Below are 14948 nucleotides of genomic sequence, written 5' to 3' on the forward strand. Positions count from 1 at the left end.
CATAACCTGTACAGTTGCCAGCGTCGCACCGAAGGAGCTGGCAATGGCAAGCACTGAGGAGCACCCGCAGGGAGGCCTGCGTGAGCAAGATCCTGCCGCCATGGAAGGCGGGAGCGATCCTGCCTGGCCGGTGCTGGCGATCGACCGGCAGCGCCGCGGCAGCCTGGTGGACCAGATCGTCGCGGCGATCTCCGGGATGGTAAATCGGCGGCTGCTGCGCGTCGGTACCAAAATGCCCTCGGTTCGACAATTCGCAAAGGTCAACGGCGTCAGCACCTTCACGGTGGTCGAATCCTACGACCGCCTGCTGCACCTGGGCGTGCTGTCCTCGCGCCGCGGTTCCGGCTTCTTCGTCGCGCGCGGCGGCCTTGACGCGGCATCGCCGCCCTGCCCGTCCGCCGGCCCGGCCGGCTTCTCCCCCGCCTCGGTCGACGCCCTCACGCCCGACCTGTATTCCGGCCAGTCCGACGCCTTGCCGGTCGGCGCCGGCTGGCTGCCGCCCGAATGGTACGGCGAGTCGACCATCCTCGACGCGGTGCGCCACGCGATGAAGATCCCGGCCGGCCGCCTGCGCGGCTACGGCCATCCGCTCGGCTTCCCTTCGCTGCGGCAGCACCTGGCGCACAGCCTGTCGGCCGAGCTGTGCGCGGCCGAGCCGGAGCAGATCCTGCTGACGCATGGCGCGACCCACGCCTTCGACCTGGTCCTGCGCACCTTGACGCGCCCCGGCGACGTGGTGTTCGTCGAAGACCCCGGCTACAGCAACCTGCTGGCCCTGGTGCGCCACCACGGCTGCATCCCGGTCGGCATCCCGCGCAGCGCCTCCGGCCTCGACATGGAGGTGCTGGCGAACGAAGCGGCGGCGCAGCACCCCAAGCTCATGTTCGTCAACACGGTGCTGCAGAATCCCCTGGGCACCTCGCTGTCGCAGGCCCAGGCGCACCGCCTCCTGGCGCTGGCCGAGCAATACGATTTCTGGCTGGTCGAGGACGACATCTACCGCGAGCTGGCCGCGCCCGGCGAAGCCTCGCTGGCGGCGATGGACGGGCTGCGCCGCGTGATCCGCATCGGCAGCTTTTCGAAGACCCTGGCACCTAGCCTGCGGGTCGGCTCGATCTGCGCATCCGGCTCGCTGGTGCCGGAACTGGTGCGGGTCAAGATGCTGACCGGGCTGACCACCTCGGAAGTCAACGAACGCGCCGTGTTCGACGCGGTCAGCAGCCGGGCCTACCGGCGCCAGGTCGAGCGCCTGGCCCAGCAGCTCCTCGACGCCGGCGAGCGCGCCCAGGACCGCCTGCTCGGGGCCGGCCTGCAAGCGCTGGCGCGCCCGCGCGGCGGCATGTTCGTCAGCGCCGGCTGGACTTCGCCTTCGACGCCGGAGCGCAACGGCAGGACGATCGCCGAGCGGGCCCTGCGCGCCGGCATCCTGCTGGCACCCGGCGAATTCTTCAGCCTGCACACGCCGCACACCCCCTGGTTCCGCTTCAACGTCGCCTACGCGTCCGAGCCGCTGCTGCTCGACTTCCTGCGCACCCAATCTTGACAAGGATGGCAATGACCACAACCACGACCACGCACCCCGTCGACGCCCCGCCCGGCAAGCGCGTCCAGCATCGCGAGGAAGTCGAAGGCGCGATCCTGCGCGAAGCGGTGCGCCTGTTCGCCGAGCGCGGTTTCGATGGCACCTCGATCGCCGACGTGGCCGAGCGCGCCGGGCTGTCGAAGCAGAACCTGATGTACTACTTTTCGACCAAGCAGGCGCTGTACGAGCGCGTGCTCGACGATGTGCTGGACGAATGGCTGGAACGCATGGCCTGCCTGGCCGATCCCGCGCAGGACCCGGCCGACGTGCTGCGCGCCTACGTCCGCGCCAAGCTGCGCTTCTCGCGCGAGCAGCCGCTGGCCTCGCGCGTGTATGCGATGGAAGTGATCGGCGGCGCCAAGCTGTACGGCGAGCAGATCCGCCAGCGTGTCGTGCCGCTGCTGCGCCAGGACATCGCCGTGTTCGAGCGCTGGATCGCCGACGGCAGGATCGCGCCCGTGAACGCCACCCACCTGCTGTTCGCCGTATGGGCGATGACCCAGTCGTACGCCGACTTTTCCGCGCAGATGGTGCTGGTGCTGGACCGCTCCGAGCTCACCGGACAGGATTTCGACGACGCGGCAAAGCTCATCACCGGCATGGTGCTGGCCGCGCTCGGCATTCAATGAAAGGAATGACCATGCCCGACCTGAAGCCCGTTACCCTGGACACCGAACGCCTGCTGCTGCGCTGGATGACCGAAGACGACATCGACGGCCATTACGCCGTGTTCTCCGACCCGGAAGTGGCGCGCTACTGGAGCAGCGAACCCTGGTCCGACATGGATCAGGCGCGCCAGGCGATCGCTTCCACCATCGCCGCCTACGCGGACGGCAGCGGCATGCGCCTGGCGATTGTCCAGCGCGACAGCGGCCAGTTGATCGGCAACGTCTCGCTGCACCACTTCTTCGAACAGAACCGGCGCTGCGAAATCGGCTACGCCCTCGCCAGCAGGCATTGGGGCCAGGGCTATGCGACCGAGGCGCTGCGCACGGCGATCCGCTACGGCTTCGACGTCCTCGGCCTGAACCGCATCGAGGCCGACATCGACCCGCGCAACGCCGGCTCCGCGCGCGTGCTGGAGAAGCTCGGCTTCAGGAAGGAAGGCTATATGCCCGAGCGCTGGATCGTGTTCGGCGAGTTCGCCGACACGATCAACTACGGCCTGCTCCGGCGCTACTGGGACGAGCGCTGAGCAGCGCTACCAGCCTGAAAAAGCCTCCAGGGCAAGGCGCATCGTCGAAGACAGTACGTTAGTACGGCGAGACGATGCAACGCCGCCATGGAGGTTTTTTTCAGGCTGGCGGCGCCATCCAGACCAGGTTCCACAGGTGGCCGTCGATATCCTCGAAGCCCTGGGTGACCATGAAGCCGTGGTCTTCCAGCGGATGCGGCGCGCGGCCGCCGGCGGCGACCGCCTTCTCCACCAGGCCCGCCACCTCGTCGCGGGTCTCGCACATCAGGCAGATGATCACTTCATTGGCTTCCTTGGCCTGCACCACCGGCTTGTCGATCAGGCTCCTGAAGAAGTCCTCGGTCGTCAGCATGGCGCTGATGCCTTCGTCGATGACCACGTTGGCCGCGCGCTCGTTGGAGAACTTCGGATTGAAGCCGAAGCCGAGGCTCGCGAAGAAGGCCTTGGATTTTTCCAGGTCCTTGACCGGCAGGTTGAAGATGACTTGCTTGCTCATGATGTCTCCTTGTCGATAAATGATTTGATCAGGCCTGCTGCGGCGCCATCCATACGAGTTCCCAGATGTGGCCATCCAGGTCTTCGAAGGCGTGGCCGTACATGAAGCCGTGGTCCTGCGGCGCGCGCGGGGCGCGGCCGCCGGCGGCGATGGCCTTGGCCACCATGCTGTCGACTTCCTCGCGGCTCTCGCAGCTCAGGCAGACCAGCACCTCGGTCGCCTCCTTCGCCTGCACGATCGGCTTGTCGACGAAGGTCTTGAAGAAGGCTTCGGTCAGCAGCATCGCGTAGATGCTGCCCTCCGCGATGACCATGCCGGCCCCGCTGTCGTTGGTGAATTGCGGGTTGAAGCCGTAGCCGAGCGCGCTGAAGAAGGCCTTGGACTTGTCCAGGTCCTTGACCGGCAGGTTGACGAAGATCTGCTTGTTCATGACATCCCCATGTTGGAAGGTGAGTTGGAAATCGGCCCTGCATCTCGACGACGAGTGATGATGAACGAAATCGACAGGCGTTTGAAATTTTTTTTACCAGACCGCTTCGGTGTTGCGCCAGGCCGGCAGGGCCTGCACGCGGTCGAGCCAGGCCAGCAGGTGCGGATACCCGTCCAGCGGCAGCCGCGCGCGCTCCCGAACCATCAATGGCGCCGCCACCGCATAGTCGGCCAGGGTCACGCCGTCCCACACCAGCCAGCGGCGGCGGGCCAGGTGCTTGTCCAGCACCGTGGCCGCCTGCGCCAGGTCGGCCGCGCCGCGCGCCAGCTCGTTCACGTCGGCGTCCTGGCCCGTCACCATCTTCTTCCACACGTTTTCCCAGGCGATCACGCTGACTGCCGGCGCGACAGCGCGCGCCCAGCACCAGGGCCTCCAGCTCGTCGGCGTCGAACATCAGCGGCGGCAGGAAGAAGCCGGTGCGCAGCAGGTAGCCGACGCCGGCCGATCCCTCGACGGGTGCGCCGAGCTGGGCCAGCGCCTGGATGTCGCGGTAGATGGTGCGCTCGGACACGCCGAGACGTTCGGCCAGCTGGGCGGCCGTGACCGGGCGGCGGTTGCCGCGCAGGGCATCCATCAGCTGGAACAGGCGGCCGGTACGGGTCATGGGGCCATGGAGTCTAGAAATTTCATAAATGCAATATTATCAAAGCTCCAGCAAGCGTCCGTTCATCCGTCCGCCCGACCGGCCATCCCATGTTTTGCGCATTTCGTCGGAGCATGCTGGAACCCTGCCCGCGCAAGGACTACAGTGATTCCATCGAACGACAACCCAGGAGTCCCCACCATGAAAAGCGCCAACTTCCGTACCTTCTGCGACAGCATGGAAGACGTCGCCCGCGACATCGTCCGCGCCTGCCGCCGCGGCGCCCGCACCATCGCCGCGATGCCATGGCCGGCCATGCTGGCCTGCTGCATCGTGCTGGCGTTCGTGATCAGCATCCTGCCGCTGGCCCTGTTCCTGTTCATCCTGTTCATGGGCGTGAAGGTCGTGGCCGGCGCCTTCGTCATCGACCGCCGCCGCACCGTGCGTGAACAGTAAGGAGTCCGTATCATGAGCGCCAGCCAGATCAACCAGGGCCTCGACTTCCTGCGCGACGCCTTCAACGAAGCCAGCAAACTGTGGTGGCGCTTTTTCGACTGGCTCGCCGTGGTCGAATGGCGCCAGCTGGCGCTGACCTGGTTCCTCGCGTTCCTGGTCTGCGTGCCCCTGAACATGCCGGAGCTGGCAACCTGGTACCTGATCGCCTCGTTCGGCGTGAAGATCCTCGCCGGCGGCAAGCGGAAAGCCGAGCTGCTGGCGAAGGAAGCGACGATGCAGGCCAATGTCGCCACCCTCGAGCGGCGCCTGATGGAAGCGCAGATGGCCGCCCTGCAGGCCCAGGTCGAGCCGCACTTCCTGTTCAACACCCTGGCCCTGATCGGCCAGCTGATCGAGACCGATCCGCAGGAAGCGGCGCGCGTGCACGCCCACCTGATCGAATACCTGCGCTCGACCCTGCCGCAGATGCGCGCCCGCGACGGCGCCACGCTGGGCAAGCAGGTCGAGCTGTCGAAGGCCTACCTGTCGATCATGCAGGCGCGGATGAAGGAAAGGCTGAACGTGCGCTTCGAGGTGCCGGTCTTCCTCGGCAGCGCGCCGTTCCCGCCGATGATGCTGCAGACCCTGATCGAGAACGCCATCAAGCACGGCCTGGAGCCGAAGATCGCGGGCGGCACCGTCACCGTGCGCGCCTATGTCGACGGCGCCACCCTGCACGTCGAAGTCTGCGACGACGGCATCGGCATCGACCCGCACGCGGACGACGGCATCGGCCTGGCGAATATCCGCGAACGCCTGCAACTGCTGTACGGCGCGAACGCCGAGCTGGTGATCCACACCCCGGCCAGCGGCGGCGCCTGCGCCCTGATCAAGCTGCCCTACCAGATGATGGAGACCGCATGATGAACGGAGGCGTGCTCACCGCGATGATCGCCGACGACGAGGCGCCGATGCGCGACCTGCTGCGTGCGCGCCTGGCCGCGGTCTGGCCGGAACTGCGCATCGTGGCCGAGGCCGCGAACGGCGTCGAAGCCGTGGCGCTGGGCGAACAGCATCGGCCCGACATCGCCTTCCTCGACATCCGCATGCCGGGCCTGAACGGCATCGAAGCGGCGCGCCAGCTGTACCGGCACTCGCACATCGTATTCGCCACCGCCTACGACCAGTACGCGCTGGACGCCTTCGAACAGGGCGCGCTCGACTACCTGCTCAAGCCGGTGACCGCGGAGCGCCTGGCGACGACCTGCGCGCGCCTGCAGGTTCAGCTGAAAGCGCGAATGAAAGCGCCCTCTCCCGCCCAGCCGGACATCGGCCAGCAGCTGGCGAGACTGACGGCGCTGCTGGAAAACCGCGGCCAGGAAAAGCCGAAGACCGGCTACCTGCGCTGGATCCAGGCCCAGGTCGGCGCCAGCCTGCGCATGGTGAGCACGCGCGAAGTGCTGTTCTTCCAGTCGGACGAAAAGTACACGCGGGTGCAGACGGCGGGCGGCGAATTCCTGATCCGCAAGACCCTGAAGGAGCTGGCCGAAGAGCTCGATCCGGACGAGTTCTGGCGCATCCACCGCTCGACCCTGGTGCGCGTGGACGCCATCGGCGAAGTCGCGCGCGACCTGCGCGGCCGCCATATGCTCAGGCTGCGCGGCCATCCGTTCGAGCTCGAAGTGAGCCGCAACCACACCTATCTGTTCCAGCAGATGTGAATCGTCCGGTGGTGCTGGTAGGATGGATGCGTCCCCCGCATCCATCGATCAAGGAGCCGCCATGCCGTCGATTGCCATCCCCTGCCTGCGCTACCGCGACACGCCCGCCGCCATCGACTGGCTGTGCGAAGCCTTCGGTTTCGAATGCCAGATGGCGGTGCCGGGCATCGACGGCGCCATCGCCCACGCCCAGCTGACACTGGACGGCGGCATGATCATGCTGGGCTCGGTCAGCAGCGAAGGAGAATATGGTCGCCTGCTGGCCCAGCCGGACGAAATCGGCGGCCGCGAAACCCAGACCGTCTACCTGCACGTCAAGGATGCCGACCGCGTCTGCGAGCGCGCGCGCAATGCCGGGGCCAGCATCCTGCAGGAGCCGGCCGACACCGAATTCGGCAGCCGCGGCTTTTTGTGCCGCGACCCCGAAGGCCATGTGTGGAATGTCGGGACCTACGACCCGTGGAAGCCCGAGCAGCTGTTCAATAAGCCTTGATCGGCCGGGCGGATCAGCTGAACAAGCCCTCGTCGGAGCCGTCGCCGTCGAAGAAGCCGCCATTGCTGTCCAGGCCGCCGCTATCGTCGAGGCCGCTGTCGAACAGGCCTTCCGACGCGACGTCGCCGGGGTCGGTGTCGAGCAAATGACGGCCGGAGGATTGGCCGATATCGCCCAGGCCCGCCTGCTCGGCCAGCGAACTGCCGGACTGGTCGCTGAACAGGTTGTTGCCCGTGTCGTCACTGTTCAGCAGACGGCTGCCGCCGCCCTGGTCATGGTGGTGGAACATATTGTCCAGGCCATGGAACAGGAAGTTGCCGGCTGCCACGCCGGCCGCGGTCGCCGCGATCGAGCCCAGCAGGCCACCGCCGCCGCCCAGGAAGCCGCCGGGGCGTGCGCCGAACATGCCGCCCATCATCGACGGCTGCTGGGATTGCGCTGGATACTGCGGCGGATAATCGCGGGGGTCGCGCTGGTACTCGCGCCTTTCCTGCTGCATGGGCGCACTGGCGGGACGGGCGTCGCCGCTATTGCCCCAGGTGTTGGCATCCAGGAACCGCCTGTCGCCCTGCTGGGCCGAGCGGACCTGGTTTTCCAGCTGGGCAATCTGGTCCTTGGCGCTTTTCAGTGCCTGTTCCAGCAGCAGCGAGCGCTGGACCAGCAGGTAGGCGGCGTCCGGCTGCTGGGCGACCGCGCGCTGGATCAGGGCATCCGCTTCCGGATCCTTCTGGATACCGCGCGCCTGGATCAGCTGGCTCAGGAAATCGTGCAACATCTGCGAATCTTGCGGGCTCATGGACTTGCCTCCTAAATATCGAATCCGGTTAGGCCCATGTTGAGGGTGTGGTCAGGATTTCAAGTCGACCAGCTTACGCGGGCCTGAAGAAAATCTGGTTACGCCTGCCGATCTCCGGAATCCTGGCCAGGTCATCCGGCCCCTTGACCTCCCGGTCGACGTCGCGGAAGAACGCTTCGGCGTGGGCGGGCGCATCGATGATCAGCATGTGCGCCGGCGCTTCGGAAGCGCCTTCGAAAGCATGGAGCGTACCGCCGGGAGCATAAAGAAATTCGCCGGCCTGGATGAGCTGCTCCTGTCCGGCCACCTGGAAGCGCACTTGCCCTTGGGTCACATAGTAGGCTTCATCCCATGCATGATCATGCGGCGGCGGACCCGCGTGCATGGGAAGCACGACTTCCATCAAGGACCAGGCATGGTCAGTCTTGTCACCCGGGCACAGGAATTTCACCTGGGCGCCGAGGACGCTCAAGGTTTCTCCTTCGCCTTGCTTCATTACAACGATGTGCTTGCTCATGGCGCCCTCCGCGGAACTGCTGGATCAGGACCTTACTATGATCCTTTTTTGGCAGTCCATGAAGGACAATCCGCCGGCGTCTCCGGGAGCCGGAAACGGCGGCGATCCTTGCTGCTTACTTCTTCAGGTCCCAGCCGCCGAACGCGTTCGGCAGTTGACCGGCGGCGGTGGTTTCCATCAGCTCGCCCTTCAGGTTGGTCAGCACCACCGGCAGCTCGTTGCCCCCCAGCTCCAGGGTCACCTGGCGGCAGGCGCCGCAGGGAGCGATCGGGCCGTCGGTGTCGCCGATCACGGCCAGGGCCGTGAAGTCGCCCGGCTTGTAGCCGTGGGCGATGGCCGAGAAGAAGGCGGTGCGCTCGGCGCAGTTGCACAGGCCGTAGGAAGCGTTCTCCACATTGCAGCCGCGGAAGATGCGGCCATCCTTGCATTCGAGCGCGGCGCCGACCTTGAACTTCGAGTACGGGGTGTAGGCCAGTTCGCGGGCGGCGCGGGCTTCTTCGATGAGTTTTTCGTATTTCATGGGGACTCCAGATCGTCGTCGTTCCCGCGCAGGCGGGAACCCAAGTTTGCATGCGTTTCGGCGGCTCATGCAGAACTTGGGTCCCCGCCTTCGCGGGGACGACGGGTCATTCTTACGGACGAATCGTCTTGTAGATCATCGGCTGCGCCGCCGGCTGCTCCTGCGCGATGCGGTAGGCCGCCTGCACCTGGCGCACGGCCTGCTCGGCCGCTTCCTGGGTGCGCGCGTGCACCATCGCCAGCGGCTGGCCGGCGTCGATCCTGTCGCCCAGTTCGGCCAGGCCGGTCAGGCCGACGGCGAAGTCGATCGGGTCCTGCGGGCGCACTCGGCCGCCGCCCAGCGCGACCACGGCCAGGCCCAGGCCGCGGCAGTCGGTCGCATACGCGTAGCCCGATTCCAGCGCCGGCACCGGCACCACGATCGGGGCCTTGGCCAGGTGGGCGTCCGGCTTGTCCATCAGGTCGGCCGGGCCGCCCAGGGCGGTGACCATGCGCGCGAAGCGCTCGGCGGCTTCGCCGGAGTCCAGCGCGTGCTGCAGCTTCGCGCGGGCTTCGTCGGAGGTCGCGGCCAGGCCGGAGATGACCAGCATCTCGGCGCACAGCGCCATCGTGACTTCGTGCAGGCGCGCCGGACGCGATTTACCCGTCAGGTAGTCGATCGCGACGCGCACTTCGACCGCGTTGCCGGCCGCCGGGCACAGCGACTCGTTCATGCCGGTCAGGATCGCCGAGGTCTTCGTTCCGGCGCCGTTGCCGACCTTGACGATCGATTCGGCCAGCTCGACCGACTTCTCGTAGGTCGGCATGAAGGCGCCGCTGCCCGCCTTGACGTCCATGACCAGGGCGTCCAGGCCGGCGGCCAGTTTCTTCGACAGGATCGAACCGGTGATCATCGCGACCGACTCCACGGTGGCCGTGGTGTCGCGGATGCTGTAGAAGCGCTTGTCGGCCGGCGCCAGCTGGGCGGTCTGGCCGATGATGGCGACGCCGACTTCCTTCACGACTTTCTTGAACAGGTCCGGATCGGGCACGGTCGAGTAGCCGGGGATCGAATCGAATTTGTCGAGCGTGCCGCCGGTGTGGCCCAGGCCGCGGCCCGAGATCATCGGCACGAAGCCGCCGCAGGCCGCGATCATCGGGCCCAGCATCAGCGAGACGACGTCGCCCACGCCGCCGGTCGAGTGCTTGTCGACCACGGGACCCGGCAGGTTCAGCGACTTCCACTCCATGACCTGGCCGGAATCGCGCATCGCCAGGGTGAAGGCGACGCGTTCGTCCATGTTCATGTCGTTGAAGTAGACGGCCATCGCCAGGGCGGCGATCTGGCCTTCGGTCACGTCACCGTTGGGGATGCCGCGCACGAAGAACTGGATCTCTTCCTTGCTCAGGACGCCGCCGTCGCGCTTCTTGCGGATGATTTCTTGGGGGAGGAACATGGTATTCGCTCTCTATAAACACCGTAGGGTGGGCACCCCGTGCCCACGCGTGACGCCGGCATCTTGCTGGCGTCCGCGTGGGCTCGGTGAGCCCACCCTACATTAAACAATCGATCAGACGCCGTACGGAATCCAGACGTTCTTCACCTGCGAAGCATGCTGCAGCACGGTCTTGCCGCAAGCCTGCTTCGCATCGAACCAGTCGCGGCCTTTCGCGCCGCCGGTCCAGGTGCGCTTCAGCGACTCGGCCGACAGGCGCTCGACTTCGGCGCAGCCCTCAAGCGAACCGTCGTGGCGCCACACGGCGTCGACGTCGAAGTGCGACGCCAGCGTACGCGCCAGCTCGTCGGCCGAACCCGTCACGATGTTCAGCGCGCCGCCCGGCAGGTCGGAGGTGTCCAGCACCTGGTACAGGTCGAGCGCCGACAGCGGATGCGCTTCCGACGGCACGGCGATCACGCGGTTGCCCAGCGCCAGCGCCGGGGCCACCAGCGAGATGAATCCCAGCAGCGGGTTCTCGTTCGGGCAGACGATGCCGATCACGCCGACCGGCTCGTTCAGCGCCACGGTGATGCCGTGCATCGGCGGCTGGTGCGCCAGGCCGTCGTACTTGTCGGCCCATGCGGCCCAGTAGAACAGGCGCTCGATCGAGGCCTGGACTTCCGCGGCGGCGTTCTTCGCGCCGGTCTGCTGGGCGATGCGGGCGGCGAATTCGTCGGCGCGCACGGCCAGGTTCTCGGCGATGTAGTACAGGACTTGCGCGCGGTTGTGCGCGGTCGCCTTGGACCAGCCGGCTGCCTTGTGCGCGGCTTCGACGGCGTTGCGGATGTCCTTGCGGTTGCCTTCGCCGATGTCGGCGAGGAACTGGCCGTTGGCGCCATGGATCGCGCGGCTGTAGGCGCCGTCCGGGCGGGCCTGCTTGCCGCCGATGTAGAGCTTGGCGGTGCGGTCGACGGCGAAGGGATTGCCCTCTTCCGCCGGTTTCACTTTGCCCTTCTCGGCGATGACCGGTGCGGCCGGGCGGCGGTCTTCCGCCAGCGGGGTCAGGTACTCGTACATGCCTTCCTTGCCGCCTTCGCGGCCGAAGCCCGATTCCTTGTAGCCGCCGAAGCCGCAGGCTGCGTCGAACTGGTTGGCGGTGTTGATCCATACCACGCCCGCCTTGATGGCCGGCGCGACGTCCAGCGCCAGGCTGATCGACTCGGTCCACACGCAGGCGGCCAGGCCGTACACGGTGTTATTCGCCAACTGGACCGCCTCGCCCGGGGTGCGGAAGCTCATCGCCACCAGCACCGGGCCGAAGATTTCGGTCTGGGCCACGGCGGCCGAGGTCGAGGCACCGGTGATCAGGGTCGGCAGGAACCACGAGCCGCCAACCGGCATGTCGCAGGCCGGCTGCCAGATCTCGCAACCTTCGGCGCGGGCCGATTCGACCAGGCCGGTGATGCGCTGCTGCTGCACCGGATCGACCAGCGCGCCGATGTCGTTCGATTTATCCAGCGGCGAGCCGACGCGCAGGTTCTGCATGCGCGCCTTGACCTTGGCGATGAAGCGCGGGTAGACAGATTCCTGCACCAGCAGGCGCGAGCCTGCGCAGCAGACCTGGCCCTGGTTGAACCAGATCGAGTCGACCAGGCCTTCGACGGCGGCGTCCAGGTCCGCGTCTTCGAAGACGATGAAGGGCGACTTGCCGCCCAGTTCCAGCGACAGCTTCTTGCCGGAACCGGCAGTGCTCTTCCTGATGATGCGGCCGACTTCGGTCGAGCCGGTGAAGGCCAGCTTGTCGATGCCCGGATGGTTGACGATCGCCTCGCCCACGCGGCCGTCGCCGGTGACGATGTTGACCACGCCGGCCGGCACACCGGCCTGCTGGCAGATCTCGGCGAACAGCAGCGCCGTCAGCGAGGTGAACTCGGCCGGCTTGAAGACGATGGTGTTACCCGCGGCCAGCGCCGGCGCGACCTTCCATGCCAGCATCAGCAGCGGAAAGTTCCAGGGCACGATCTGGCCGACCACGCCGACGGCGCGGTAGTCGGCGAACTCTTCCGACTGCAGCTGGGCCCAGCCGGCGTGATGGTAGAAATGGCGCGCGGCCAGCGGCAGGTCGGCATCGCGGGTTTCGCGGATGGTCTTGCCGTTGTCCAGGGTCTCGAGCACGGCGAACAGGCGCGAGTGCTTCTGCAGCAACCTAGCCAGCGCATACAGGACCTTGGCGCGGCCATGGCCGCCCATCGCCACCCAGCCCGGCTGGGCGCGGCGTGCGGCTTCGACGGCGCGGTTCACGTCGTCCGAGGTGGCTTGCGTCACCTGGGCCAGTTCGCTGCCGTCGGCGGGGTTGAAGGAGCCGAAGGTCTCGGTCGCTTCGGTCCAGGCGTTATCGATGAACAGGCCGAAACGGCGGCCATGCTGGTCCAGCCACGCTTGCGCTTCCTTGGTGCTTTCGGGTGCGGGGCCGTAATCCATAGTCTGAAGAATCTCTTTAATAGTAGGCATGACGAATCCGTGTGCTTTTTTGCTTATTAAGGTTGCGCGTGGCGATGGGCGGCGGAATAGAAGCCCGTCACATGATGTTCGAGCTGGCGCTCGATGTCGGTCAGCAGGCTGGAGGCGCCGATGCGGAACAGGTGCGGCTGCAGCCACTCGTTGCCCAGCTCTTCCTTCATCACGGTCAGGTACTGCAGCGCGGATTTCGCCGTGCTGACGCCGCCGGCCGGCTTGTAGCCAACCTTGAAGCCGGTTTGTTCGTAGTATTCGCGGATCGCGCGCACCATCACCAGCGACACCGGGATGGTGGCGTTCACGCCTTCCTTGCCGGTCGAGGTCTTGATGAAGTCGGCGCCGGCCATCATGCAGACCCACGAAGCCTTGGCCACGTTTTCCAGCGTGACCAGGTCGCCGGTCGCGAGAATGGCTTTCACGTGCGCTTCGCCGCACGCCTGGCGGTAGGCCAGCATCTCGTCGTACAGCGCCTGCCAGTTGCCGGTCAGGACGTGCTGGCGGGTGATCACGATGTCGATCTCGGTCGCGCCTGCGGCCACCGACAGCTCGATCTCGCGCAGCTTGGTTTCCATGCTCGACAGGCCGGCCGGGAACGCGGTCGACACGGCGGCGATCGGCAGACGGCCCTGCAGCACCTGCACGGCCGGCTGGATCATCTCGTGGTACACGCAGACGGCGCCGGTAGTCAGGTTGTCCAGGCCCAGTGCCTGCATCAGGTCGGTGCGCAGCGGGCGCATCGCCTTCATGCACAGGCGCTCGACGCGGCCCGGGGTGTCGTCGCCGGACAGGGTGGTCAGGTCGATGCACTGGATGGCTTTCACCAGCCAGGCAGCCTGGTAGTCCTTCTTGACCGTGCGGCGGTTCGCCAGGCTGGCGGCGCGGCGGTCGGCGGCGTTGCGGTTGACCTTGAGGTGGTTGATCCAGCCCAGGTCGAGGCCGATGGCCGTGTTGCGCGCAGTGATGATTGTAGAGTCGAGGTTCGGGCTCATATCAGGGCAGTTCCGTTCGAGAGAGGTTTGACGCCGAGGTGTTTGGCAAGGGTTGCACCGATATCGCTGAACGTGTCGGCGGTCGGCAGTTCGCGCGCGGGCGCGGCCGGGCCGAAGAACAGCATCGGGATGTGTTCGCGGGTGTGGTCCGAGCCGGGCCAGGTCGGGTCGCAGCCGTGGTCGGCGGTGATCACGACCAGGTCGCCTTCCTTCAGCCTGGCCGTGAATTCCGGCAGGCGCGCGTCCAGTTCGTGCAGCGCGTTCGCGTAGCCGGCGACATCGCGGCGGTGGCCGAAGTGCATGTCGAAGTCGACGAAGTTCACGAAGGTCAGCGACTTGTCGGCGGCCGTATCGGCCACTTCCAGCAGGCGGTCGAACAGCGCCATGTTGTCGGCGCCCTTGATCAGCCGGGTCACGCCCTGGCCCGCGAAGATGTCGCTGATCTTGCCCAGTGCGATGACTTCGCCGCCAGCGTCCTTGACGTGGTCGAGCAGGGTCGGCGCGACCGGTGGCACGGCATAGTCGTGGCGGTTGCTGGTGCGCTTGTAGTTGCCGTTCGAGCCGGTGAAGGGACGCGCGATCACGCGGCCGATGTTGTAGGGCTTGACCAGTTCATACGCCGCTTCGCACACTTCGTACAGGCGCTCCAGGCCGAAGGACTCTTCGTGCGCGGCGATCTGCAGCACCGAGTCGGCCGAGGTGTACAGGATCGGCTTGCCGGTGGCGACATGCTCGTCGCCCAGCTCGTTGATGATGGTCGTGCCCGAGGCGTGGCAGTTGCCCAGCCAGCCCGGCACGCCGGTGATCTCCTGCAGCTTGTCGGTCAGCTCTTTCGGGAAGCTCGGCACGGTCTTCGGGAAGTAGCCCCAGTCGAACAGCACCGGCACGCCGGCGATTTCCCAGTGGCCGCTCTGCGTGTCCTTGCCGGTCGACTGTTCGCGGGCGACGCCCCAGGCGCCGCTGAAGCCCTCGCGTTTCGCGAAGCCGGCCGGCCATTCGCCGCTGGCCTTGTGCGCGGCGGCGCCCAGGCCGATGCGTTCGAGGTTAGGCAGCGACATCGGCTTGCCTTCCTGCGCGGCCCATGCGGCGATGTGGCCGAGGGTGTTGGCGCCGAGGTCGCCGTACTTGTCGGCATCCGGCAGCGCGCCGAGGCCGAAGGAGTCAAGCAGGAGGATGAATGCGCGTGACATAAATTAG

General features: G+C 66.7%; 17 protein-coding genes and 1 pseudogene. 7 read left to right on the top strand and 11 right to left on the bottom strand.

The window, feature by feature from the left end; genetic code table 11:
- The first annotated feature begins 43 nt into the window (after nt 1–43).
- The 3 genes from AC3A6M_RS06415 to AC3A6M_RS06425 are packed head-to-tail and all read left to right on the top strand — an operon-like array spanning nt 44 to nt 2777.
- Entirely contained in the window at nt 44–1543 is a 1500-nt protein-coding gene (locus AC3A6M_RS06415) for an aminotransferase-like domain-containing protein (RefSeq protein WP_487851897.1), read from the top strand.
- An 11-nt stretch (nt 1544–1554) separates the two neighbouring features.
- Nucleotides 1555–2211 (top strand): TetR family transcriptional regulator C-terminal domain-containing protein, encoded by a 657-nt coding sequence (locus tag AC3A6M_RS06420; protein WP_487851898.1) that lies wholly within the window; start codon nt 1555–1557, stop codon nt 2209–2211.
- A gap of 11 nt (nt 2212–2222) precedes the next feature.
- On the top strand, nt 2223–2777 hold the full coding sequence (locus tag AC3A6M_RS06425) for a GNAT family N-acetyltransferase (RefSeq protein WP_487851899.1): 555 nt from the start codon (nt 2223–2225) through the stop codon (nt 2775–2777).
- Between the two features lie 100 nt (nt 2778–2877).
- Here AC3A6M_RS06425 and AC3A6M_RS06430 read toward each other — a convergent pair whose 3' ends face one another.
- From AC3A6M_RS06430 to AC3A6M_RS06445, 4 genes and pseudogenes are all read right to left on the bottom strand, one after another.
- Nucleotides 2878–3273, bottom strand: coding sequence for a VOC family protein (locus tag AC3A6M_RS06430; protein ID WP_487851900.1), 396 nt, complete (start codon nt 3271–3273; stop codon nt 2878–2880).
- Nucleotides 3274–3301: 28 nt separating this feature from the next.
- Nucleotides 3302–3703, bottom strand: coding sequence for a VOC family protein (locus AC3A6M_RS06435; protein WP_487851901.1), 402 nt, complete (start codon nt 3701–3703; stop codon nt 3302–3304).
- A 93-nt stretch (nt 3704–3796) separates the two neighbouring features.
- Entirely contained in the window at nt 3797–4093 is a 297-nt protein-coding gene (locus AC3A6M_RS06440) for a glutathione S-transferase family protein (protein ID WP_487851902.1), read from the bottom strand.
- A 109-nt stretch (nt 4094–4202) separates the two neighbouring features.
- Nucleotides 4203–4367, bottom strand: a pseudogene (locus tag AC3A6M_RS06445) (helix-turn-helix transcriptional regulator); the annotation flags it as partial.
- Nucleotides 4368–4547: 180 nt separating this feature from the next.
- On the opposite strand from AC3A6M_RS06445, the gene AC3A6M_RS06450 reads away from it, so the two are divergent.
- The 4 genes from AC3A6M_RS06450 to AC3A6M_RS06465 all read left to right on the top strand — a co-directional run bounded on the left by AC3A6M_RS06450 (nt 4548) and on the right by AC3A6M_RS06465 (nt 6995).
- Nucleotides 4548–4802 (top strand): hypothetical protein, encoded by a 255-nt coding sequence (locus AC3A6M_RS06450; RefSeq protein WP_487851903.1) that lies wholly within the window; start codon nt 4548–4550, stop codon nt 4800–4802.
- Between the two features lie 12 nt (nt 4803–4814).
- Nucleotides 4815–5705: a sensor histidine kinase gene (locus tag AC3A6M_RS06455; protein WP_487851904.1), complete on the top strand. Its 891-nt coding sequence runs from the start codon at nt 4815–4817 to the stop codon at nt 5703–5705.
- Nucleotides 5702–6502: a LytR/AlgR family response regulator transcription factor gene (locus AC3A6M_RS06460; RefSeq protein ID WP_487851905.1), complete on the top strand. Its 801-nt coding sequence runs from the start codon at nt 5702–5704 to the stop codon at nt 6500–6502. The genes AC3A6M_RS06455 and AC3A6M_RS06460 overlap by 4 nt, the downstream gene beginning before the upstream one ends.
- Before the next feature lie 61 nt (nt 6503–6563).
- Nucleotides 6564–6995, top strand: a complete 432-nt coding sequence (locus AC3A6M_RS06465) for a VOC family protein (protein WP_487851906.1) — start codon at nt 6564–6566, stop codon at nt 6993–6995.
- Between the two features lie 13 nt (nt 6996–7008).
- Here AC3A6M_RS06465 and AC3A6M_RS06470 read toward each other — a convergent pair whose 3' ends face one another.
- The 7 genes from AC3A6M_RS06470 to AC3A6M_RS06500 all read right to left on the bottom strand — a co-directional run bounded on the left by AC3A6M_RS06470 (nt 7009) and on the right by AC3A6M_RS06500 (nt 14941).
- Nucleotides 7009–7791 (bottom strand): DUF2076 domain-containing protein, encoded by a 783-nt coding sequence (locus AC3A6M_RS06470; protein ID WP_487851907.1) that lies wholly within the window; start codon nt 7789–7791, stop codon nt 7009–7011.
- Nucleotides 7792–7864: 73 nt separating this feature from the next.
- Nucleotides 7865–8308, bottom strand: coding sequence for a cupin domain-containing protein (locus AC3A6M_RS06475; protein WP_487851908.1), 444 nt, complete (start codon nt 8306–8308; stop codon nt 7865–7867).
- 115 nt (nt 8309–8423) lie between these two features.
- The gene (locus AC3A6M_RS06480; RefSeq protein WP_487851909.1) at nt 8424–8828 is read right to left on the bottom strand and encodes a cytidine deaminase; all 405 of its coding nucleotides are present in this window, start codon (nt 8826–8828) and stop codon (nt 8424–8426) included.
- A 112-nt stretch (nt 8829–8940) separates the two neighbouring features.
- Complete coding sequence (deoA, locus tag AC3A6M_RS06485) at nt 8941–10263, bottom strand: thymidine phosphorylase (RefSeq protein WP_487851910.1); 1323 nt, start codon at nt 10261–10263, stop codon at nt 8941–8943.
- A gap of 114 nt (nt 10264–10377) precedes the next feature.
- Nucleotides 10378–12756: an aldehyde dehydrogenase family protein gene (locus tag AC3A6M_RS06490; protein WP_487851911.1), complete on the bottom strand. Its 2379-nt coding sequence runs from the start codon at nt 12754–12756 to the stop codon at nt 10378–10380.
- A 26-nt stretch (nt 12757–12782) separates the two neighbouring features.
- Nucleotides 12783–13751 (bottom strand): deoxyribose-phosphate aldolase, encoded by a 969-nt coding sequence (gene deoC / locus AC3A6M_RS06495; RefSeq protein WP_487851912.1) that lies wholly within the window; start codon nt 13749–13751, stop codon nt 12783–12785.
- Nucleotides 13748–14941: a phosphopentomutase gene (locus tag AC3A6M_RS06500; protein WP_487851913.1), complete on the bottom strand. Its 1194-nt coding sequence runs from the start codon at nt 14939–14941 to the stop codon at nt 13748–13750. The genes deoC and AC3A6M_RS06500 overlap by 4 nt, the downstream gene beginning before the upstream one ends.
- Nucleotides 14942–14948 lie beyond the last annotated feature (7 nt).

The organism is Telluria sp. Soil_C_11 (assembly GCF_057657395.1).